At 68.2% G+C, this 20561-nt stretch carries 23 protein-coding genes and 1 pseudogene; 15 read left to right on the forward strand and 9 right to left on the reverse strand.

Going from position 1 to position 20561, the window contains the following annotated elements; translation table 11 throughout:
- The 11 genes and pseudogenes from E0T84_RS28565 to E0T84_RS28615 all read left to right on the forward strand — a co-directional run.
- Positions 1-137: pseudogene (locus E0T84_RS28565) on the forward strand (IS110 family transposase); the annotation flags it as partial.
- 191 nt (positions 138-328) lie between these two features.
- A complete protein-coding gene (locus tag E0T84_RS28570; RefSeq protein ID WP_070188919.1) occupies positions 329-1072 on the forward strand; it encodes an SDR family oxidoreductase in 744 nt (247 codons plus the stop codon).
- Between the two features lies 1 nt (position 1073).
- Positions 1074-1484 carry a cupin domain-containing protein gene (locus E0T84_RS28575; protein WP_070188920.1) on the forward strand — a complete coding sequence of 137 codons (411 nt, stop codon included), beginning with the start codon at positions 1074-1076 and terminating at the stop codon, positions 1482-1484.
- Entirely contained in the window at positions 1484-2143 is a 660-nt protein-coding gene (locus E0T84_RS28580) for a nitroreductase (RefSeq protein ID WP_070188921.1), read from the forward strand. Before E0T84_RS28575 ends, E0T84_RS28580 begins: the two co-directional genes overlap by 1 nt.
- Positions 2144-2229: 86 nt before the next feature.
- Positions 2230-3078, forward strand: a complete 849-nt coding sequence (locus E0T84_RS28585; RefSeq protein ID WP_070188922.1) for a GNAT family N-acetyltransferase — start codon at positions 2230-2232, stop codon at positions 3076-3078.
- Complete coding sequence (locus E0T84_RS28590) at positions 3075-3929, forward strand: 1-acyl-sn-glycerol-3-phosphate acyltransferase (RefSeq protein ID WP_070188923.1); 855 nt, start codon at positions 3075-3077, stop codon at positions 3927-3929. The genes E0T84_RS28585 and E0T84_RS28590 overlap by 4 nt, the downstream gene beginning before the upstream one ends.
- A 47-nt stretch (positions 3930-3976) precedes the next feature.
- Positions 3977-5203 (forward strand): cysteine desulfurase family protein, encoded by a 1227-nt coding sequence (locus tag E0T84_RS28595; protein WP_171055209.1) that lies wholly within the window; start codon positions 3977-3979, stop codon positions 5201-5203.
- Positions 5200-6270 (forward strand): tRNA 2-thiouridine(34) synthase MnmA, encoded by a 1071-nt coding sequence (mnmA, locus tag E0T84_RS28600; RefSeq protein WP_070188925.1) that lies wholly within the window; start codon positions 5200-5202, stop codon positions 6268-6270. The genes E0T84_RS28595 and mnmA overlap by 4 nt, the downstream gene beginning before the upstream one ends.
- On the forward strand, positions 6267-7280 hold the full coding sequence (locus tag E0T84_RS28605; RefSeq protein WP_138746155.1) for a methionine synthase: 1014 nt from the start codon (positions 6267-6269) through the stop codon (positions 7278-7280). The genes mnmA and E0T84_RS28605 overlap by 4 nt, the downstream gene beginning before the upstream one ends.
- Positions 7281-7349: 69 nt before the next feature.
- The gene (locus E0T84_RS28610; protein ID WP_138746156.1) at positions 7350-7844 is read left to right on the forward strand and encodes an SRPBCC family protein; all 495 of its coding nucleotides are present in this window, start codon (positions 7350-7352) and stop codon (positions 7842-7844) included.
- Positions 7841-8164 (forward strand): helix-turn-helix transcriptional regulator, encoded by a 324-nt coding sequence (locus tag E0T84_RS28615; RefSeq protein ID WP_070945247.1) that lies wholly within the window; start codon positions 7841-7843, stop codon positions 8162-8164. The genes E0T84_RS28610 and E0T84_RS28615 overlap by 4 nt, the downstream gene beginning before the upstream one ends.
- Here E0T84_RS28615 and E0T84_RS28620 read toward each other — a convergent pair.
- Together E0T84_RS28620 and E0T84_RS28625 are read right to left on the reverse strand one after the other, a co-directional pair.
- Entirely contained in the window at positions 8149-9735 is a 1587-nt protein-coding gene (locus E0T84_RS28620) for a 4-coumarate--CoA ligase family protein (protein WP_070945248.1), read from the reverse strand. The two genes, E0T84_RS28615 and E0T84_RS28620, sit on opposite strands and share 16 nt — an antisense overlap.
- Before the next feature lie 12 nt (positions 9736-9747).
- On the reverse strand, positions 9748-10149 hold the full coding sequence (locus E0T84_RS28625; protein WP_070945249.1) for an MmcQ/YjbR family DNA-binding protein: 402 nt from the start codon (positions 10147-10149) through the stop codon (positions 9748-9750).
- 85 nt (positions 10150-10234) lie between these two features.
- Between E0T84_RS28625 and ligA the strand changes: the two genes are divergently transcribed.
- Positions 10235-12313: an NAD-dependent DNA ligase LigA gene (gene ligA / locus E0T84_RS28630; protein WP_171055210.1), complete on the forward strand. Its 2079-nt coding sequence runs from the start codon at positions 10235-10237 to the stop codon at positions 12311-12313.
- A 49-nt stretch (positions 12314-12362) separates the two neighbouring features.
- Here the strand turns inward: ligA and E0T84_RS28635 are convergent, their stop codons facing one another.
- From E0T84_RS28635 to E0T84_RS28665, 7 genes are all read right to left on the reverse strand, one after another.
- Positions 12363-13907 carry a polyamine aminopropyltransferase gene (locus E0T84_RS28635; RefSeq protein ID WP_070188931.1) on the reverse strand — a complete coding sequence of 515 codons (1545 nt, stop codon included), beginning with the start codon at positions 13905-13907 and terminating at the stop codon, positions 12363-12365.
- Positions 13908-13996: 89 nt separating this feature from the next.
- The gene (locus E0T84_RS28640; RefSeq protein ID WP_138746158.1) at positions 13997-14455 is read right to left on the reverse strand and encodes a DUF350 domain-containing protein; all 459 of its coding nucleotides are present in this window, start codon (positions 14453-14455) and stop codon (positions 13997-13999) included.
- A gap of 36 nt (positions 14456-14491) precedes the next feature.
- Positions 14492-14923, reverse strand: a complete 432-nt coding sequence (locus E0T84_RS28645) for a DUF4247 domain-containing protein (protein WP_070188994.1) — start codon at positions 14921-14923, stop codon at positions 14492-14494.
- Positions 14920-15420, reverse strand: a complete 501-nt coding sequence (locus E0T84_RS28650; protein WP_070188933.1) for a DUF2617 family protein — start codon at positions 15418-15420, stop codon at positions 14920-14922. The genes E0T84_RS28645 and E0T84_RS28650 overlap by 4 nt, the downstream gene beginning before the upstream one ends.
- 8 nt (positions 15421-15428) lie before the next feature.
- Entirely contained in the window at positions 15429-16037 is a 609-nt protein-coding gene (locus E0T84_RS28655; RefSeq protein ID WP_070188934.1) for a DUF4178 domain-containing protein, read from the reverse strand.
- Positions 16038-16159: 122 nt separating this feature from the next.
- Positions 16160-16768, reverse strand: coding sequence for a DUF4178 domain-containing protein (locus E0T84_RS28660; protein ID WP_070945251.1), 609 nt, complete (start codon positions 16766-16768; stop codon positions 16160-16162).
- Between the two features lie 84 nt (positions 16769-16852).
- On the reverse strand, positions 16853-17512 hold the full coding sequence (locus tag E0T84_RS28665; protein WP_070188995.1) for an amino acid-binding protein: 660 nt from the start codon (positions 17510-17512) through the stop codon (positions 16853-16855).
- 103 nt (positions 17513-17615) lie between these two features.
- Here E0T84_RS28665 and gatC point away from each other — a divergent pair, with 103 nt between their 5' ends.
- From gatC to E0T84_RS28680, 3 genes are read left to right on the forward strand one after another with little or no spacing between them, the layout of a single operon-like run.
- Complete coding sequence (gene gatC, locus E0T84_RS28670) at positions 17616-17915, forward strand: Asp-tRNA(Asn)/Glu-tRNA(Gln) amidotransferase subunit GatC (RefSeq protein ID WP_070188936.1); 300 nt, start codon at positions 17616-17618, stop codon at positions 17913-17915.
- Between the two features lie 5 nt (positions 17916-17920).
- The gene (gene gatA / locus E0T84_RS28675) at positions 17921-19402 is read left to right on the forward strand and encodes an Asp-tRNA(Asn)/Glu-tRNA(Gln) amidotransferase subunit GatA (protein WP_070188937.1); all 1482 of its coding nucleotides are present in this window, start codon (positions 17921-17923) and stop codon (positions 19400-19402) included.
- 48 nt (positions 19403-19450) lie between these two features.
- Entirely contained in the window at positions 19451-20482 is a 1032-nt protein-coding gene (locus E0T84_RS28680; protein WP_070188996.1) for an ATP-dependent 6-phosphofructokinase, read from the forward strand.
- Positions 20483-20561 lie beyond the last annotated feature (79 nt).

The raw sequence follows: 20561 nt of genomic DNA on the forward strand, positions 1-20561 counted from the left end.
TCCACCACCAAGCCCTACGCGCCCTCGGCAACCGCCTCGTCGGAATCCTCCACGGCTGCCTACGCCACCACAGCACCTACAGCGAACACACCGCCTGGGCACACCGCCAACCCACCACCCACACCCAAGCAGCTTGACAACTTACGACCCTGGGATGTCTGGAGTGGCACTCGGGCCCGAGAGCCACTCCAGCGTTGACAAGCCGGCCGGTGCGGCCCGAGGACCGGGGAGGCCGGCCGCACCGACTACGGACTTTCCAGGGTTTGCACCCGTGCGTGCGGTGCCAGTGTGGATCTTGTCAGCACGCCAGAGAATAAGGATTCGCACAATGAAAATCACAGTCATAGGTGCCAGTGGCCAGATCGGTTCGCGGGTGGTGCGGTTGCTCACCGAGGCCGGGCATGACGTGGTGGCTGCCTCCCTGTCGTCGGGCGCGAATGTCCTCACCGGGGAGGGCCTGGCGGATGCGCTCAGCGGTGCCGACGCCCTCGTCGACGTCGTCAACTCGCCTTCGTTCGAGGACGGCCCCGTGATGGACTTCTTCACCAAGTCGTCGCGCAACCTGGCGGCGGCCGCGAAGGAGACCGGAGTCGGACATTACGTCGCGTTGTCGATCGTGGGCGCCGACGGACTGCCCGACAGCGGCTACATGCGGGCCAAGGTGGCTCAGGAGAAGAACATCACCGACTCCGGGCTGCCGTACACCGTCGTGCGGGCCACGCAGTTCCAGGAATTCGCCGAGGCCATCACCGCGTCACTGGTGGTCGGTGACGAGGTGCGGGTTCCCGACGCCCGGATCCAGCTGATCTCCGTCGACGACGTCGCGGCCGAGGTGGCCAAGGTGGCGCAGGCCGCGCCAATCAACGGCATCGTCAACATCGGTGGGCCGGAAAAGTTTTCGTTCGCCGACATGGCGCGCGCGGTGCTGGCCGCCCAAGGCGACGAGAAGCCGGTCGTGGTCGATGCGCAGGCGACGTATTTCGGTACCGCGGTCGACGACAACAGCCTGGTCACCGGTGACGACGGGATTCTGGGCGAAACCCGCTGGGCCGCACGGGCCGGGGCCCGCTGACATGCCCGTCTCAGCTGAGCGCGAGCAGGCGCTCCACGATGCGATGACCGTGATCGCCAGTGTCACACCGCCGTTCATCCCACCGAACGCCGAGGTGATGACGACGATCATCGAATGGCCCGCCGGATCACCGGGCGCGCCGCCCCACCGGCATCCCGCCGGGCCCGCATTCGGCTATGTGTTGGAGGGCGAGATGCTCTTCGAGTTGGAGGGCGAGGCTCCGCGGGTGGTCAAAGCGGGGGAGGCCTTCTGGGAGCCCGGCGGTGATGTCATCCACTACTCGGACGCCAACCACCGCGACGATATTCCGCTGAAGTTCCTCGTCAACATGCTGTGCGTCCCCGGGGAACCGATGCTCGTCATCGTCGAGGACGATGAACTCGAAGCCCGCAAGGACCGGCGAGTGCGCTGATGGCCGAGTTCGAAGACGTGGTCCGCTCACGCAGGTCGTCACGAATGTTCTTGCCGGACAAGCCTGTTCCGCGACGACTTCTGGACGAGGCACTGGCGTTGGCGGTGCGGGCACCGTCGAACTCGAACACACAACCCTGGCGCGTCTTCTTCGCCACCGGTCAGCGGCGCGTCCGATTGGTGGATGCGCTGCTGACCGCAGTCGCGGCCGCACCCCCCGCGATCGGCTCGGCCGGCCTGCCACCGAAGTTCGCCCACCTGCGCAGGGAAAGCGGCGCTCTGGTCTACGGAGCCATGGGGATTGCCCGCGACGATGCCGAGGGCCGCTGGGCCGCCCAGCTTCGCAACTGGCAGTTCTTCGGCGCCCCCGTCGCCGCAGTGGTCTGCATGCACCGCGATTTCACGAACGTGGACGCGCTGGGCGTCGGGATGTTCCTGCAGACCCTGCTGCTGGCGTTGAACGAACGGGGTATCGGCAGTTGCGTGCAGGTGTCGATCTCGTTCTATCCAGATGTGTTGCGGGAACAACTCGACATCCCCGACGACCTGACCGTCCTGTGCGGGCTGTCGATCGGCTACGCCGACCCCGAATTTCCGGCGAATCACCTGGACACACCGCGGAACCCGATCGGTGAGAACGTGGTGTTCCTCGAGGACTGACGCCGGACCAAAAAGTCACCTGGCGCTCACGGACATGTCACACGGGCGATGCCGTACGGAGACCCCACTGGGCGACCGTGCTGGTTATGAGCACTGCATCTGTACTCATCGCCGCTGATCACACCGACAGCGCGGCGCCCGGTGCGCCCCGCTACACCCTGCTGTTGTCCGCCGACTCCGAGCTCATCGAAGCCGCCCAGCGGCTCCGGCACGACGTGTTCACCTCCGAACCCGGATTCGCACTTGCCGGCACCACCGATGGACGTGACGCCGACCGATTCGACGAACACTGCGACCACCTGCTGGTACGCGAGGACCACACCGGTGAATTGGTGGGTTGTTACCGGATGCTGCCGCCGCCGGGCGCCATCGCCGCAGGCGGTCTCTACACCGCCACCGAGTTCGACGTCCGTGGCCTCGATGCACTGCGGCCGTCTCTGGTCGAGATGGGCCGGGCGGTGGTGCGCGCCGACCATCGCAACGGCGCCGTCGTCCTGCTCATGTGGGCAGGAATCCTGGCTTACCTCGACCGCTCCGGCTACGACTATGTGACGGGCTGTGTGTCGGTGCCTGTCGCGGGGAACGCCGACGGCCCGCCGGGGACCCAGATCCGCGGCGTCCGTGACTTCGTGCGCCGCCGCCACGCCGCGCCCGCAGAACACACGGTGTACCCCTACCGTCCCGTCGTCCTCGACGGCAGAGGACTCGACGACATCGAGCCCCCGGCGCGGACCACGGTGCCGCCGCTGATGCGCGGCTACTTGCGGCTGGGCGCGCAGATCTGCGGGGAACCGGCCCACGACCCCGACTTCGGGGTGGGCGACTTCCCGGCCCTGCTGGACAAGCGTCGGGCCGACGTGCGCTATCTCACCCGCCTGCGCTCGGTCTCGGCGGCAGCCGACATGGCCGACGGGATGGGCGGGGGCGCGTCATGACAAGCGCGGCCTGCGAGCACCCCTGGCTGCCCAAGGCATCGTGCGACGGCAGCTGCGTGCACGCCGGCGGCGCGGACACCGGCCGTCGGTACGTGGTGTGGATCCGCACCACGGCGCGGGTGGTCATGGCCGTGCTCCTGGCGCCCGGGGTGCCCTTGCTGGCGGTGCCGGTGCCGGGCCGCTCACACGTGCAGCGCTTCTACTGCCGGTTGATGCTGCGCTGCTTCGGCGTCCGAATCAGCTTGTCCGGCGGACCTATTCGCAACCTGAAGGGCGTACTCGTGGTCAGTGGCCACGTGTCATGGCTGGACATTTTCACGATCGGTGCGGTCCTGCCCGGCTCGTTCGTGGCGCGTGCCGATCTGGTGGAATGGCCCGCGGTGGGCCGGCTGGCCCGGGTGATGAAGGTGATCCCGATCGACCGGGGGAGCCTGCGCCGGCTGCCCGCGGTGGTGCACACCGTCGCCGAGCGGCTGCGTGCCGGGCACACCGTGGTGGCCTTCCCGGAGGGCACCACCTGGTGCGGTCTGGCCTACGGACCGTTCCGGCCGGCGATGTTCCAGGCCGCGATCGACGCGGCCCGGCCGGTGCAGCCGCTGCGGCTGGTGTACCGCCATCGGGACGGCCGGCCGTCGACGATTCCGGCCTTTGTGGGGGAGGACACCCTGCTGCGCTCGGTGCGCCGGGTCATCACCGCACGTCGCACGGTGTGTCACGTGCACGTGGGATCACTGCAGCTGCCCGGAGACGACCGGCGGGCCCTGGCCGGGCGCTGCGAAGCGGTGGTCCGTTCCGACGGGGCCGCGCACCAGGCGCTTGCCGGCGGACCCGCGCACGTTCTGGCGGCCTGAGGCGGCTGGAAGGGCAGTTGCCCGCCAGCGGCTATCCTAGGAGGGTTATGGCCTCCATCCTGACCTCCTCCTCAGGCGGGCCGGTCTACCTCGATCACGCCGCCACCACCCCGATGCACGCTGCTGCCATCGAGGCGATGACCGCCGCGCTGGCCACCATCGGCAACGCGTCCTCGCTGCACGGTTCCGGCCGGATGGCGCGTCGTCGCATGGAGGAAGCCCGCGAGACGCTGGCCCGCCTGCTGGGCTGCCGCCCCTCGGAGGTGATCTTCACGGCCGGGGGCACCGAGAGCGACAACCTGGCCGTCAAGGGCATCTACTGGGCCCGCCGCGATGCCGAGCCGGCGCGACGGCGGATCATCACCACCGCGGTCGAGCACCACGCCGTCCTGGACGCGGTGCAGTGGCTGGTGGACCACGAGGGCGCCGAGGTGACCTGGCTGCCCGTCGACGCCGAAGGCGTCGTCGCACCCGAGTCGCTGCGCGCGGCCCTGCAAGCCGGTGACGGACCCGCGGACGTGGCCCTGGTCAGCATCATGTGGGCCAACAACGAAGTCGGCACCATCATGCCGATCGCCGACCTGGCGTCCATCGCCGCCGAGTTCGATGTCCCGATGCACAGCGACGCCATCCAGGCCGTCGGCCAGATCCCGGTCGACTTCGCCGCTACCGGGCTGGCGGCGATGAGCGTTGCGGCGCACAAGTTCGGCGGCCCGATGGGCGCCGGCGCGCTGGTGCTGCGCCGTGACACCGCCTGCGTGCCCCTGCTGCACGGCGGCGGGCAGGAGCGCGACGTCCGTTCCGGGACGCCCGACGTGGCCGGCGCCGTGGCGATGGCCGCGGCTGCCGAGGTGGCCATCGGAGGGCTCGCCGACTACAGCGCCCGGGTGCAGGCATTGCGGGACCGCCTCATCGAGGGTGTGCTGTCCACGATCGAGGACACCTACCTCAACGGGCCCCGCGGAACCGACCGGCTTCCCGCCAACACCCACTTCACTTTCCGTGGCTGCGAAGGCGATTCGCTGCTGATGTTGCTCGACGCCAAGGGCATCGAATGTTCCACCGGCTCGGCGTGCACCGCCGGCGTGGCGCAGCCGTCGCATGTCCTGATCGCCATGGGCGCCGACCCGGCCACCGCACGGGGATCGCTGAGATTCTCGTTGGGGCACACCAGCACCGACGCCGACGTCGACGCCGTGCTGCAGGTGCTGCCCACGGCCGTCGACCGCGCCCGGCAGGCGGCGTTGGCCAGCGCGGGGAGGACGTTCTCATGAGAGTCCTGGTCGCGATGAGCGGCGGCGTGGATTCCTCGGTGGCCGCCGCACGGATGGTCGACGCCGGCCACGACGTCGTCGGAGTGCACATGGCACTGTCGTCGGCACCGGGGACACTGCGCACCGGATCGAGGGGCTGCTGCTCCAAGGAGGACGCCGGCGATGCCCGCCGGGTGGCCGACATTCTCGACATCCCGTTCTATGTATGGGATTTCGCCGACCGGTTCAAGGACGACGTGATCGATGACTTCGTCGAGTCCTACGCCCGCGGCGAGACCCCGAATCCCTGTGTGCGGTGCAATGAGCGGATCAAGTTCTCCGCGCTCGCTGCGCGCGCGTTGGCGCTCGGTTTCGATGCGGTGGCCACCGGTCACTACGCCCGGTTGGTCGATGGCCGGTTGCGGCGCGCGGTCGACGCGGACAAGGACCAGTCCTACGTGTTGGGTGTGCTGACCGCCCAACAGCTGGCGCATGCGATCTTCCCGATCGGTGACACCCCCAAGCCACAGATCCGGGCCGAGGCCGCCGAGCGTGGCTTGGCCGTCGCGAAAAAGCCTGACAGCCATGACATCTGCTTCATCCCGTCCGGGGACACCCAGGCCTTCCTGGGCGCTCGGATCGGGGTGCGCCGCGGCTCGGTGATCGACAACGAGGGCACAGTGCTGGCCGAACACGAAGGCGTGCACGGCTTCACGATCGGGCAGCGCAAGGGCCTGGGTATCGCGGGGCCGGGTGCCGACGGCCGACCGCGCTATGTCACCGCGATCGATGCCGAGACGGGCACGGTGCGGGTCGGACCTGTCGAGGACCTTCAGATCTGGGAGCTGGTCGGCGACAAGCCCGTATTCACCAGTGGCACCCCGCTGCAGGGTCCGGTGGAATGCCAGGTCCAGGTGCGCGCGCACGGCGGAATCACCGATGCGGTGGTCGAGGTACGTGACGGCCGGCTGGCGGTCTCGCTGCGCGCGCCGCTGCGTGGCGTGGCACCTGGCCAGACGATGGTGCTGTACCGGCCCGACGCCGAGGGCGACGAGGTCATCGCCAGCGCGACCATCGCACGCGCGTGAGCGTTTTCGCAGCAGCGACCGGCATCGGATCCTGGCCGGGCACCCAGCCTCGGGCTGCCGCAGACGTCGTCGTCGGCGAACTGCACACCCTGTCGCACCTCGTGGAACTGCCGGCGCGGGGGATCGGTGCCGACCTGATCGGGCGTGCCGGGGCGCTGCTGGTCGACATCGGCATCGACACCGTGCCGCGCGGATACCGGATCGCGTCGCGCCGCAGTGCCGCGCTGCGCAGGGCGGTGAGCCTGCTGGGCGAGGACATCGACGCCCTGGAAGAGGCGTGGGAACGCGCCGGGCTACGGGGTAGTGGGCGTGCGGTCAAGGTCCAGGCGCCCGGCCCGATCACGGTGGCCGCCCAGCTGGAACTGCCCAACGGGCATCGCGCGATCACCGACCACGGTGCCTTGCGGGACCTTTCGGCCTCACTCGCAGAGGGGCTGGCGGTCCATCGGGCAGAGGTGGCCCGGCGGTTGGAGACCCCGGTGGTGGTCCAGCTCGACGAGCCGTCGCTGCCCGCCGCATTGGCGGGGAGGCTGTCCGGGGTCACCAGTTTCACCCCGGTGCATCCGGTGGAAGAGGCGCTGGCGGTCGATCTGATCAACGCCTGCGTCGCCGCGGTCGGTTCGGACGTCGCGCTGCACAGTTGCGCTCCGGAACTTCCGTGGAAGGCGTTGCTGCGCAGCGCTGTTCACGCGGTGTCGGTCGATGTCTCGACGCTGGCGCCGACGGATCTGGATGGCATCGGAGAATTCGTCGACTCGGGCCGCACCGTGCTTCTCGGCGTGGTGGCTGCGACTTCGCCCGAGGGTGGCAGGCCGTCGGTCGAAGAGGTCGCCAAGGCAGCGGTGGCGCTGACCGACCGGCTCGGATTCAACCGCGCCGTACTGCGCGACCGCATCGGCATCACCCCGTCCTGTGGGCTGGCCGGCGCAACGGCGCAATGGGCGCGCACCGCGGTGGAACTCGCCCAGAAGGCCGCCGACGCCTTCGCCGAAGATCCGGAAGGGATCTAGTAAAGGCAACCACAAGGTTGCGCTTGTCTCGGTGCGTGCCTAAGCTGAAGGGCAACTGAAAGGTTGCGTATGAGTACTGATCGGATCGAAAAGGAAATTCTGCTCAAGGCGCCCCTGGACCGGGTGTGGCGGGCCGTCAGCGATTCCGGGGAATTCGGCCGGTGGTTCGGAGTCCGGTTCGACGGACCATTCGTGCCCGGGCAATCGGTCAACGGGGTGATCACCCCGACCGAGGTGGACGACGAGGTCGCTGCCATGCAGGAGCCCTATGCCGGCGAGGCCGACGCCTGGCACATCGTGGCGGTCGAGGCGCCCCATCGGCTGGCCTTCCGCTGGCATCCGTATGCCGTCGAACCTGGCGCCGACTACGCGGCCGAGCCCACCACGTTGGTGGAATTCACCTTGGCCGAGGCCGAGGGCGGGGTGCTGTTGCGCATCGTCGAATCGGGGTTCGATGCGATCCCCGCGGCGCGAAGGAAGTCGGCGTTCGAGGCCAACAGCGAGGGCTGGGCCCACCAGACCGAGATGGTGCGCAAGTACTTGGCACTCGGTGAGCCGGTGTGACGGCCGCCGTCGCTGAGCACGCACCCTTTTTCGACGCACTCGGCGATCCCAACCGACTACGCATCGTCACCCGGCTCTGTGAGGGCGGTCCGTGTTCGACGGTGCAACTGACACAGGTGATTCCGGTGACGCGGCAGGCCGCGACAAAGCACCTGCTGCTGTTGGAGGCAGTGGGCCTGGTGACCAGTGATCGCATAGGTCGCGAACGCATCTGGCGGATCCAGCCCGAGCCGCTGGTGCAGGCAAGCGACTACCTGACCGCACTGTCGCGACGCTGGGACAGTGCGATCGACCGACTGCGGGCCTACGTCGAGGACTGACTTCCCCGCAGCTCACGGCGCAGGATCTTGCCTGCCGACGACTTGGGGATGGCGTCGATGAACTCGACCTGACGCACCTTCTTGTAGGGCGCAACCAGGCCGGCAACGAAGGCCATCACCTCGTCGGCACTAACCTCCGACGAAGGCTGTTTGACCACAAAGGCTTTCGGTACTTCCTCGCCGGACTCGCTGTCCTGCACACCGATCACCGCGGCATCGGCGATGCCGGGATGGCCCAGCAGGACGGCTTCCAGCTCGGCCGGCGGCACCTGGTAGCCCTTGTACTTGATGAGTTCCTTCAATCGATCGACGACGTAGACGCAGCCGTTGGAATCAACCTGGGCCAGATCTCCGGTGTGCAGGAACCCGTCGGCGTCGATGGTCTCCTTCGTGGCCGCCTCGTTGCCCAGGTAGCCGGCCATCACATTGGGCCCCTTGAACCACAGTTCACCGGTCGCGCTCAAACCCTCTGCCGGGATCTCGATTTCATTCCCGGTGTCGGGGTCGACCAACTTGCTCACGCTGTTGGGGACAGTCCAGCCGCACGAGTCCAATGGCGCGACGGTGCCGACCGTCGCCAGTCCGCCGTCATGCGGGGTGATGTGGCTGACCGGGCTCAGCTCGCTCATCCCGTAGCCCTGAGACACCGTGCAGCCCAACCGCTCTGCCACCGCACGACCGAGGTCGGCGTCCAGCGATGCCGCACCGGACAACACAGCCCGCAGCGAGGACAGATCATAGGAATCGACGAGCGGGTGCTTGGCCAGGGCCACGGCCACCGGCGGGGCGATGTAGACGAACGTGCACCGGTGGTCGGCGATGTTGCCCAGGAACTCGCCGAGATCGAACGACGGCATGATGACCAGCCGTGCGCGGGCGTGCAGGGCGGCGTTGAGCAGGACCGTCATGCCGTAGATGTGGAAGAACGGCAGCACGGCCAGCAACCGGTCATCAGCGGTCAGGCCCTGCAGTGGGCGGATCTGAGCGACGTTGGCCGTCAGGTTGGCGTGGGTGAGCATGACGCCCTTGGGGTTGGCCGTGGTGCCCGAGCTGTACGGCAGCGCCGCCAGGTGTGTGGCCGGATCGAAGCTCACCTGAGGTGCCGGACCCTCGGCACCGAGACCGTCACCGTCGAGCACCACAACCTGGTCCTCGGTCAGGCCGGCCCCCAGCGCCCCCTCGAGAGCTTGCGGCAGCAGCGCGTGCACCGTGACCAGCAGGCTCGCGTTCGAATCCTTGAGCTGCTTGGCGATGTCACGCGCGGTGAACAGGGCGTTGACGGTGGTGGCGGTGGCGCCCGCACGCAGGATCCCATGAAACGCGATCGCGAAACCGGAACTGTTGGGGGACAACAGCGCCACCACGTCGCCGACCCCGATGCCGCGCGCGGCCAGCCCGCCGGCGAAGGCGTCGATGCGGCGCACCAGGTCGCCGTAGCTGGTCTGTGCACCGGACTTCGCGTCGACCAACGCGATCCGGTTCGCGTCGGCGTCGGACATGTCGGCGAACAGATAGTCGTAGACACTGACGGTGGGCAGGTCGACATCGGGGAATGGGCTGGCGAAACTCATGGCTGCTTCCGTTCAGTTCTCGTCGAGTTGTTTGATCAGACGCCGCGAAGCCACCAGTCGGAACGAGGCGTCGATGAGTTCGCGAACCTCGTCCCAGTCGACCTTCGCGGCGGTGAAGTCCAGGCCCAGCCAGCCGAACGGACCCATGTAGGCCGGGAAGAAGAAGCGGCTGTCCTGTTCGAGTGCCCGCCGGTCGCTCTCGTCGACCTTGATCAGCAGCGAGTGCGGATAGGGCACCATCTCGCCGCCTCTTTCGGGCTTCACATTGCCGCCGTACATCGCGAACATCTTCGGCGCGCAGAACACCGGGCGGCCCCAGGAGACCTTCTCGAAGGCCTCGGGAAAACCGAGGGCCACGGCGCGTAGTTCGGCCAGGCCCGGGTCGTCGTCGCTGAACATGATCGGGTGCGGCATGCTCCTTAGGTTAGTGGGACGCCCGGTACCGGCTGTGAGCGCAGCGGCTGATCGGCCTGTCGGCATATTCGACTAGCCTGCGGTGGTGACCTCGAACGAGACTGGAGACGCTGACCTGCGACGACGTTGGCAGGACCTCGCAGAGGAAGTGCGCGGGCATCAGTTCCGGTACTACGTGAAAGACGCGCCGATCATCTCCGATGCCGAATTCGACTTGCTCTTGCGTCAGTTGCAGGGGCTCGAGGACGAGCATCCCGAGCTGCGGACTCCGGACTCACCCACCCAGCTGGTCGGCGGTGCCGGGTTCGCCACCGAATTCGCCCCGGCCGAGCATCTGGAACGGATGCTGTCCTTGGACAACGTTTTCGATACCGATGAGCTCTCGGCCTGGGCGGCGCGGATCAGAGGGGAGATCGGCGACGCCGCGCACTACCTGTGCGAGCTGAAGATCGACGGAGTGGCGCTGGCGCTGGTCTACCGGCAGGGGCGGCTGGTCCGAGCCGCTACCCGCGGCGACGGGCGAGCCGGCGAAGACGTCACGCTCAACGCCCGCACCATCGACGACATCCCGGAGCAACTCACGCATTCCGACGAGTTTCCGGTGCCCGAGGTACTCGAGGTGCGCGGCGAGGTGTTCTTCCGGGTTGCCGACTTCGAGGACCTCAACGCCGGTTTGGTCGCCGAGGGCAAGCCTCCATTCGCCAACCCCCGAAACAGTGCGGCCGGCTCGCTGCGGCAGAAGAACCCGGCGGTCACCGCGCGGCGCAAGCTTCGGATGATCTGCCACGGGCTCGGGCACATCGAAAGCGCCGGGGGCTTACCGTTCGCGTCGCTGCACGACGCCTACCGGGCGCTGGGGCAGTGGGGCCTGCCGGTATCAGCTCATACCGCAAAGGTTTCCGGCGTCGCCGCCGTTGCCGAGCGGATCGCCTACTGGGGTGAGCACCGCCACGACGTCGACCACGAGATCGACGGCCTGGTGGTCAAAGTCGACGAAGTGGCGCTGCAGCGTCGGCTCGGCTCGACGTCGCGGGCGCCGCGCTGGGCCGTGGCCTACAAATACCCACCGGAAGAGGCCACCACGAAACTGCTGGACATCCGCGTGAGTGTGGGGCGGACCGGACGGGTCACCCCGTTCGCCTACATGGAGCCGGTCAAGGTGGCCGGATCGACCGTCGGCCTGGCCACGTTGCACAACGCGACAGAGGTTCAGCGCAAAGGGGTGCTGATCGGCGACACCGTGGTGATCCGCAAAGCCGGCGACGTCATTCCCGAGGTGCTCGGCCCCGTGGTCGACCTGCGGGACGGATCCGAGCATGCGTTCGTCATGCCGACCAACTGCCCCGAATGCGGCACCGTGCTGGCCCCCGCCAAGGAGGGGGACGCCGACATTCGCTGTCCGAACACCCGAAGTTGCCCAGCACAGTTGCGGGAGAGGGTGTTTCACGTCGCGGGCCGCGGCGCATTCGACATCGAAGGGCTTGGCTACGAGGCAGCCACCGCGCTGCTGCAGGCCGGGGTGATCGCCGACGAGGGCGATCTGTTCACCCTGACCGCTGAGCAGTTGCTGCGCACCGAACTGTTCACCACCAAGGCCGGGGAGCTCTCGGCCAACGGCAAGCGGCTGTTGGCCAACCTGGACCAGGCCAAGGCCCAGCCGCTGTGGCGGGTACTGGTCGCGTTGTCGATCCGCCACGTCGGGCCCACCGCGGCCCGTGCACTGGCCACCGAGTTCGCCAGCCTGGACGCCATCATCGCCGCAGGCGAAGAGCGGTTGGCCGCGGTGGAAGGGGTCGGCCCGACGATCGCGGCCGCCGTCGTCGACTGGTTCACCGTCGACTGGCACCGCGCCATCGTCGACAAGTGGCGCGCTGCCGGGGTCCGGATGGCCGACGAGCGTGACGCCAGCATCGAACGCACCTTGGAAGGCCTGTCGATCGTGGTGACCGGGTCCCTGCCCGGGTTCTCCCGCGACGAGGCCAAGGAAGCCATCATCAGCCGCGGCGGAAAGGCCGCCGGCTCGGTCTCGAAGAAGACCGCCTACGTGGTCGCCGGGGATGCGCCCGGGTCCAAGTACGACAAGGCCGTGGAACTCGGGGTCCCGATCCTCGACGAGGACGGCTTCCGGGCGTTGCTGGCCGAAGGCCCGTCGAACAGCGGTTGAGGTGACCGTCCGGCGCGGTGGTCGGTGTGCCGATGACGGACCGCAACGGTCACCGGTAACCCGATCGCATGTCCTCGACGATGCGGGGGTTCGCCAGCGTCGACGGCTCCATCGGACGGCGGCCGATGTCGTCGGAAAACACCGTCGCGGCGTCGAGCACCCGCTGGTCGAGGAACCGCAGCTGCGGCGTGTCGGGCGGCATGGCCGGTTTCGGCGGGGTCGAGCCGAGGCGGGCCAGGGCGAAACCCCAGTCGCCGAAGGTCGGCACATGAACGTGGTACGGCGTGACGGCGAAGCCGGCGGACTCGATCGTGGAGATGTTGCGCCAGAACGCATTCAACGTGGAGAACGGGCTTCCCGTCTGAACCGTCAGCAGTGCCTGGGGAGCCATCGCCCGGCTGACCAACGCATAGAACTCGGTCGAGTACAAGCGGCCCAACGCCGGGGTGTCCGGGTCGGGCAGATCAACGATGACCGCGTCGAATCCGCCTGCGGGCATCGGCTGCGGATTCCGCAGCCATGTCAACGCATCGTCGACGACGACGTGTACACGGCGGTCCTGCAGGGAGCCCTTGTTGATGTCGCGCAGTGTGGTGCGGGCCAGATCGATCACCGCGGGATCCAGCTCGACCTGAACGATCGTGTCGATTCCGGGTTGCCGCAGCAGTTCTCGTGCGGCGAGACCGTCGCCACCACCGAGGATCAGCACCGAACGGGTGTCGGCGCCGAGCGCGGGGTAGACCAGGCTCTCGGTATAGCGGAACTCGTCGCGAGTGGAGAACTGCAGCGCTCCGTCGAGATACAGCCGGGTGTCGTTGTCCCTGCGGGTCACCACGATCTCTTGGTAGGCCGACCGCTGGAACGCCACGATGGGGTCGGCGTAAAGCGTTTGCCGCGTGGTCGTTTCGATGTCGTCGGCGGAGATCAGCAGGGCGGTGAGGACGCCGAGTGAGGTCGCGAGCACACCCAGGGCGGCGATCAGTTCACCGCGGCTGACCACCCGGCGCAACAGAAACACGCTCACCACGGCGGCCGCGGTCAGGTTGATGATGCCGGTGGCTGCCGCACCGCGGATCATGCCCAGCTGGGGCAGCAGAAGAAACGGCCACAGTAGTCCGCCGATCAACGCCCCCAGGTAGTCAGCCGCATTGAGGTTGGCCAGGACCCGACCGGCGTCGGCGGCACCGGCCTTCCGTCCGCGCTGCAGCAGCGTCATCAGTAGCGGCACCTCGGCCCCTACCAGGGCGCCGATGAGCGCTGTTCCCACCGCAAGTACCCACAGCGAGCCGCCGACGAATGCAAACGCCATATACAGCGCAGCCGCGGACAGCCCGCCGAAGATGCCCAGCAATGTCTCGACGGCGATGAAGGTGATCGCCGCCCGGCCCAGCAGCGGTTTGACCAGCAGCGCACCCGCGCCCAACGCGGCGACGTAGCCGGCGACGATCAATGACGTCGCGACGATGCCACCACCGTGGATGCTGGTCGACAGGGTGATCAGGGCAAGTTCATAGACGATCCCGCACGCTGCGCATGCGGTGACGGCCGCCAACAGCAACGCCCGCCAACGCGGGGTAGACCGCGCCAGGTCCACGTGGCTTCTCCTCTGCTCGTCCCCGTTGTTCGTCGATCCTGGCGGGGGCGCCAGCAATTACCCCGTGCGGGTCGGCGCCGCTTTGACAGTCATGACAAGGCCGCGGTGTTGACCGCTCCCACGGCCAGCAGGGCAACCGCCGTGGCGACGGCTGCGGGGTGCAGATGTTCTTCGGTGATCAGGTCACGGAAGCGCCCGGGCACAGCGATCTCGAGCACGATGAGCGCCACCCCCTGCAGGGCGACACCGACGAAGCCGTATACCGCGGCGTCGACCAGGCCTTGAGCGAGTTCGCTGGAACTCGCCGCGATGGCGGTGGCGACCACCAATGCCAGCGCGGCGTACATGCCACAGGCCACGGCGACAGCGTTGGGCCGCCGCTCGACGAACACCAGAGTGCGCAGGTTGCCCGGCGTCAACAGGTTGACCATCAGGAAGCCGGACAGCAGGACCACGACGCCGACGACGAAGTACAGGATCGCGGCGACCACGTTCTGCAGCAGGCTTTCGCCGCTGACCGTTCCGAATTCGACGATGGCCAAATACATGGAACTCTCCTTAATTGGTTGGCCGTGCTGTGGGCACTACTTCGCCCCACCGGGGCCGCCCGAGCTGCCGCCGGCGCCGCCCGCGGGTGAGCCGGGGGTGAATCCTGGGCCCAGATAGATGAAGCCGCCGTGGCGGTATCGGGCGTTGGTGTCCTCGACTCGGATGCTGCATGGGTGGTTGGCGTCGGGGCCGACGGACACGATGTCGTCGTCGTAGCGCAGGTAGGTGGTGCCGCGATCGGTCGCGCGGGCCTCGGGCGCCTTGAAGGCGGCGAGTTCGTCGGCCACGCGTTGGGGTGAGCCGTCGCACACATAGCGCGAACCGCCCGCGTCGCGCGAGTACTCCTGGTATCTGTCCGCCACATGTGAGCGGATGTTGTTGCCCAACAGTGCGATTCCCCACACCAGGAACACGACACCGGCGATTGCCAGTCCGCCGGCCAACCAGAACCCGTTGCTGCGGCTCATGACCGCCACCGGCTGCTGGTGTAAACGACGCTACCGCCGGTGGCGTCGGGATACAGATGCCAGGTCTGCCAGTGCCAGCCGGCCCCGTCGGGTTCGGCGGCCAGCGCGGTGAGCGCGGCCCGGTCACCGGGAAATGTGCCGCCCAGCCACCCGCGATCGTGGGTACATCGGTGGCGCAAGGTGTGGGCAAGCCGGCGAAAGTCGGCCGCGTCGTGGGCGCGGGTGTGCGAGTCGAGACGGTAGCCGGGCGCGACGGCGCGGCCAGGCAGCTTGGCCTCGGCCTGGGCTGTGCACGAAACCTCTTCGGAGAAATGGCAATTCGCGGTCGTGACGGTGATGATGTGTGATGCGCCGAGCACTCCGAGAATCAGGACGCCGCCGTCGGGGTGCACTACCTCGTGGGTCACCAGCGGCGATGCGGCCGGGCCGTTCAACGCGAGCCGCAATTCCGTTCCCGACACGTCGGCCGGGGGTATGGCGAGTCGATGCAAGGGCAAGGGCTGTCCTAGGCGGTGGCCGGCGGCGCCGGGTAGACGGTGAGTTCGCCGGGCCGCACCGGCCTTCCCACCGATACCTCCCACGGCATCTCCGGCGCCCATCGCTCGAACCCGAGGAAGTTCGTCTCGCCCGCGTCGGCGTAGTCGACGAACTCCATCTCGCCCCCGCCGGGTAACCCGGTGGTGCCTTCGGTCGTGTAGGACGCACGGCCCCGTTCGGTTTCCCCGTAGGCGACGCCGTCGACCGCCAGTTCGCCGCCGGGTTGCTGCGTGAGGTTCTTGCGGCGGGTCCACATCACGAGTTCCAGTCGGCCCTCGTCCTCCTCGACGCTGAACCAGATCGGTTCGGCGCCGCCTTCGAGGAGATGTTCCCACCACACGAACGGGCCCTGGCGCAGGGTGACCGTGCCGCGCACCACGTAGTCGACGCCGCCGTGGCTGACGATGGCTCCCGGTCCGAGCTGGCGTGGGCCGAACTCTGGTGCCGTCGCGGCGAATCTGAGCGGGTCCTGGCGTGCGCTTGGTGCAACAGGCTTTTTCCGCCGGCGCGACATGACGACAACAAGTACTACGGCTACCAATAGAACGATGACGAGCGCGATCAGGAGCGTGTCCACGCGAACCTTCCGTACGGCGATGGGAGCGGTGCGGGTAATCGCACCGTAGCAGTCGGGGGTGTGTCGGCCGGGCGCCGACAAGCGGAGTCGCTGTCCCGCGATACCGCGTCGCCCGGGGCGTCCTATCCGGTCGGGGGCGGGGCGGGGTACACGGTGAGTTCGCCGGGCAACACCGTGCGGCCGACGGAAACCTCCCAGGGCATCGTCGGCGCCCACTGCTCGAATCCCAGGAATCTGGTTTCGTCGGCACTGTTGTAGTCGACGTATGTCACATCGCCGGCCGGTGGCAGACCGGTGGTTCCCTCGGTGGTGTAGGAGGCGCGTCCGCGTTCGGATTCGCGGTACCTGACGTTGTCGATGGTGTGGTCCCCTCGGGGGTGCAGTGCCAGGTCCTGGCGCCGGTACCACATGGTCAGGTCCAGCCGTCCGTCGTCCACTGCGACGCCGAACCAGACGGGTTCCGGTCCACCCTCCAAGAGGTGTTCCCACCATACGAAAGGACCGTCACGCAGCGTTACCGAACCACGCACCACGTAGTCGACTCCGCCGTGGCTGACGATTGCGCCCGGCCCGAGCTGGTGGGGGCCGAAGCCTGCGGTCTCGGCGAACCTCACCGGATCGTGTCTGCCGGGCGGCCGGTCGGCCGTACTCGGTTTGTTCCATGCAGCGATGAACACCACCGCCGCCGCGATGAACAGCAGGACGGCAAGGACAATCAGTAGGCTCCCCACCTGACGCCTCCCGTGGTGGATGCGGTTGTGTAGTGAATTCGGCTAGACGCTAACAGCTTCGACGGGTGCGTCTGGTCGGCCGATTCAGCGCAGGATCGTGGCCACGATCCCGGCCAGGTAACCCAGCCGCGCCACCTCCGACGGCCGGAAGCCCGGACCGCCGGGGCGGCCCAGCACGACCGCGGTGTCGTGGTCGCCCAACGGCGCGGCGGCCAGGGTGGTGTCCATGTCGCGCCAGACCTGCGGCACCCAGTCTTGGGTGCCGTCGAGCGGGGCGGCCTGCGCCAGTGGCAACCAGGGCGCCGACTGCGCCTGCGTCTCGGGCGCGCCGTGGCTCGCGGCGATGCGTTCCACGCCCGTTGCGGTGGAGCGGACCACGACGCACCAGCTGACGCGCAGCACCCGGGGTGCTTCTTCGGCGAGGACGCGCAGCCGGTCTGCCTTGGAGCGGGCCGCGGCGACATGGTCGATCAGCTCGAGCTCACGATGTGCCTCAAGCAACCCGGTGTGTGGACGGATGCTGTCGACGTAGACGCCGGACAGGTTCTCGGCAGCGGTGATCAAGGTGTCCGGCATGGAGCCCTGCGGCAGCTCGACGACCAGATCGTCAATGGCATAGTCGGCTCCGCGCTCGACGACGTCGAGCGAAAGGATGTCGGCGCCGACCGAGCCGAGCGCCACGGCGAGCGAGCCGAGGCTGCCTGGTCGGTCCTCGAGCTGGACCCGCAGCAGATACGAAGGCACGCGCAACACCTTTGCACAGCAGGGGTGCCGCGGCATGCCGGTGGCCGGCCCGGACCACCGCCGGGGCGAGCCTGGTTTGGTGCTTTGACTAGGCTGCTTTGTCGTGTCGAAGATCTCCCGAGACGAGGTTGCCCATCTGGCGCGTCTGGCGCGTCTGGCGCTGACCGACGACGAACTGGACAGTTACGCCAGCCAGCTGGACGCCATCCTCGGCCACGTCAGCCAGATTCAGTCCGTCGATGTCACCGGTGTGGAGCCGACGGACAACCCGCTGAAGGACGTCAACGTCAGCCGGCCTGACGTTGTCGAGCCGTGCCTGACGCAGGAGGAAGCGCTGGCCGCCGCGCCGCGTGCCGAAGACGGGCGCTTCGCCGTGCCGCGGATTCTCGGAGAGGGTGAATGACGAGCATGAGTGATTTGACCCGTCGCGATGCGGCGACCCTAGGGGCCCAGATCGCGGCCAAGGAGGTCTCCTCGACCGAGGTGACCCAGGCCCACTTGGACCAGATCGCCGCGACCGACGACCGTTTCAACGCTTTCCTGCACGTGGCAGCCGAGTCCGCGCTGGCCGCCGCGGCCCGGATCGACGCGGCCGTGGCCGCCGGTGAGACGCTGCCGTCGCCGCTGGCCGGGGTTCCGCTGGCGCTCAAGGACGTCTTCACCGCCACCGACATGCCCACCACCGCGGGATCCAAGATCCTGGAAGGCTGGCGTGCGCCGTACGACGCGACGGTGACCGCGCGGCTGCGTGCCGCGGGCATTCCGATCCTCGGCAAGACGAACATGGACGAATTCGCCATGGGGTCGTCGACGGAGAACTCGGCTTACGGCCCGACCCGCAACCCGTGGAACACCGAGCGGGTGCCGGGCGGATCGGGCGGCGGTAGCGCCGCGGCGCTCGCGGCCTACCAGGCCCCACTCGCCATCGGCACCGACACCGGCGGGTCGATCCGTCAGCCGGCCGCGCTCACCGCGACCGTCGGTGTCAAGCCCACGTACGGCACCGTCTCGCGGTACGGCCTGATCGCGTGTGCATCCTCGCTGGACCAGGGCGGCCCCTGCGCGCGCACCGTGCTCGACACCGCGCTGCTGCACCAGCTGATCGCCGGCCACGATCCGCGCGACTCCACCTCCGTGGACGCCCCGGTGCCCGACGTGGTCGGTGCGGCCCGGGCCGGTGCGGCCGGTGATCTCAAGGGCGTGCGCGTCGGCGTGGTCAAGCAGCTGCGTGGTGAGGGATACCAGCCCGGCGTGCTGGAGTCGTTCAATGCCGCAGTCGCCCAGCTGACCGCACTCGGCGCCGAAGTCAGTGAGGTCGACTGCCCGCACTTCGACCACGCGATGGACGCCTACTACCTCATCCTGCCGTCGGAGGTGTCCAGCAACCTGGCCCGATTCGACGCGATGCGGTTCGGGCTGCGTGTCGGCGACGATGGCACCCACAGCGCCGAGGAGGTCATGGCGTTGACCAGGGCCGCCGGATTCGGGCCGGAGGTCAAGCGCCGGATCATGATCGGCACATATGCGTTGTCGGCGGGCTACTACGACGCCTACTACAACCAGGCGCAGAAGGTGCGCACCCTGATCGCCCGTGACCTGGAGCAGGCCTACCAAAGCGTGGACGTCCTGGTGTCCCCGGCGACACCGACGACGGCGTTCCGGCTGGGGGAGAAGGTCGACGATCCGCTTGCCATGTACCTGTTCGACCTGTGCACGCTGCCGCTGAACCTGGCCGGGCACTGCGGCATGTCGGTTCCGTCGGGCCTGTCGCCCGACGACGGCCTGCCCGTCGGTCTGCAGATCATGGCGCCGGCCCTGGCCGACGACCGGCTGTACCGCGTCGGCGCGGCGTACGAGGCGGCCCGCGGTCCGTTGCCCAGCGCGCTGTAACCGTTTTATGCCCGGCACGGTCGTGCCGGGCGGGGCAAGATGGTGCCCATGCGCATCGGAGTTCTCACCGGCGGCGGTGACTGTCCTGGCCTGAACGCGGTGATCCGGGCGGTGGTGCGGACCTGCGATCAGCGTTACGGGTCGTCGGTGGTCGGGTTCCTCGACGGCTGGCGCGGTCTGCTGGAGGATCGCCGTATCCAACTGGCCAACGACGACCGCAACGACCGGTTGCTGGCCAAGGGTGGCACCATGCTGGGCACCGCGCGGGTCAATCCGGACAAGCTGCGGGCGGGCCTGGAGCAGATCAAGCAGACACTCGAGGACAACGGGATCGACGTGCTGATCCCGATCGGTGGTGAAGGCACGCTGACCGCCGCCCACTGGCTGTCCGAGGAGAATGTCCCGGTGGTCGGGGTACCCAAGACCATCGACAACGACATCGACTGCACGGACGTGACTTTCGGACACGACACGGCGCTGCAGGTGGCGACCGAGGCGATCGATCGATTGCACAGCACGGCCGAATCGCATCAGCGGGTCATGCTGGTCGAGGTGATGGGCCGGCACTCGGGCTGGATCGCACTGAACGCCGGCATCGCCTCGGGCGCGCACATGACGCTGATCCCCGAGCAGCCGTTCGATGTCGAGGAGGTCTGCCGGCTGGTCAAGAAGCGGTTCCAGCACGGGTCGTCACACTTCATCTGTGTGGTGGCCGAAGGGGCGAAGCCGGCCGAAGGCACCATGCAACTGCGCCAGGGCGGGATGGACGAGTTCGGGCACGAGAAATTCACCGGTGTGGCACAGCAATTGGCGCTCGAGGTGGAAAAGCGCATCAAGAAAGATGTGCGCGTCACGGTACTGGGCCACGTGCAGCGCGGCGGCACCCCGACCGCGTACGACCGCGTGCTGGCCACCCGGTTCGGCGTGAACGCGGCCGATGCCGCACATGCCGGCGAATTCGGGATGATGGTGTCGTTGCAAGGCCAGGACATCGGCCGGGTATCGCTGGCCGATGCGACCCGCCAGCTGAAACTGGTACCGCAGTCCCGTTATGACGACGCCGCGGAGTTCTTCGGCTGATTTCTTCCCTGCCAGCAGGCGCAAATGCACCGTTTCACCAGCGAGAACGGGTACATACGCGTCTGCTCGCCGAGGAGAA

It is taken from the genome of Mycobacterium sp. DBP42, from assembly GCF_005924235.1.
GTDB classification, from domain to species: Bacteria; Actinomycetota; Actinomycetes; order Mycobacteriales; family Mycobacteriaceae; genus Mycobacterium; species Mycobacterium syngnathidarum.

Coding starts and splice junctions, on each gene's coding strand:
- E0T84_RS28570 (WP_070188919.1), top strand. CDS start 329: ATGAAAATCACAGTCATAGGTGCCAGTGGCCAGATCGGTTCGCGGGTG.
- E0T84_RS28575 (WP_070188920.1), top strand. CDS start 1,074: ATGCCCGTCTCAGCTGAGCGCGAGCAGGCGCTCCACGATGCGATGACC.
- E0T84_RS28580 (WP_070188921.1), top strand. CDS start 1,484: ATGGCCGAGTTCGAAGACGTGGTCCGCTCACGCAGGTCGTCACGAATG.
- E0T84_RS28585 (WP_070188922.1), top strand. CDS start 2,230: ATGAGCACTGCATCTGTACTCATCGCCGCTGATCACACCGACAGCGCG.
- E0T84_RS28590 (WP_070188923.1), top strand. CDS start 3,075: ATGACAAGCGCGGCCTGCGAGCACCCCTGGCTGCCCAAGGCATCGTGC.
- E0T84_RS28595 (WP_171055209.1), top strand. CDS start 3,977: ATGGCCTCCATCCTGACCTCCTCCTCAGGCGGGCCGGTCTACCTCGAT.
- mnmA (WP_070188925.1), top strand. CDS start 5,200: ATGAGAGTCCTGGTCGCGATGAGCGGCGGCGTGGATTCCTCGGTGGCC.
- E0T84_RS28610 (WP_138746156.1), top strand. CDS start 7,350: ATGAGTACTGATCGGATCGAAAAGGAAATTCTGCTCAAGGCGCCCCTG.
- E0T84_RS28620 (WP_070945248.1), bottom strand. CDS start 9,735: ATGAGTTTCGCCAGCCCATTCCCCGATGTCGACCTGCCCACCGTCAGT.
- E0T84_RS28625 (WP_070945249.1), bottom strand. CDS start 10,149: ATGCCGCACCCGATCATGTTCAGCGACGACGACCCGGGCCTGGCCGAA.
- E0T84_RS28640 (WP_138746158.1), bottom strand. CDS start 14,455: ATGTATTTGGCCATCGTCGAATTCGGAACGGTCAGCGGCGAAAGCCTG.
- E0T84_RS28645 (WP_070188994.1), bottom strand. CDS start 14,923: ATGAGCCGCAGCAACGGGTTCTGGTTGGCCGGCGGACTGGCAATCGCC.
- gatA (WP_070188937.1), top strand. CDS start 17,921: ATGAGTGATTTGACCCGTCGCGATGCGGCGACCCTAGGGGCCCAGATC.
- E0T84_RS28680 (WP_070188996.1), top strand. CDS start 19,451: ATGCGCATCGGAGTTCTCACCGGCGGCGGTGACTGTCCTGGCCTGAAC.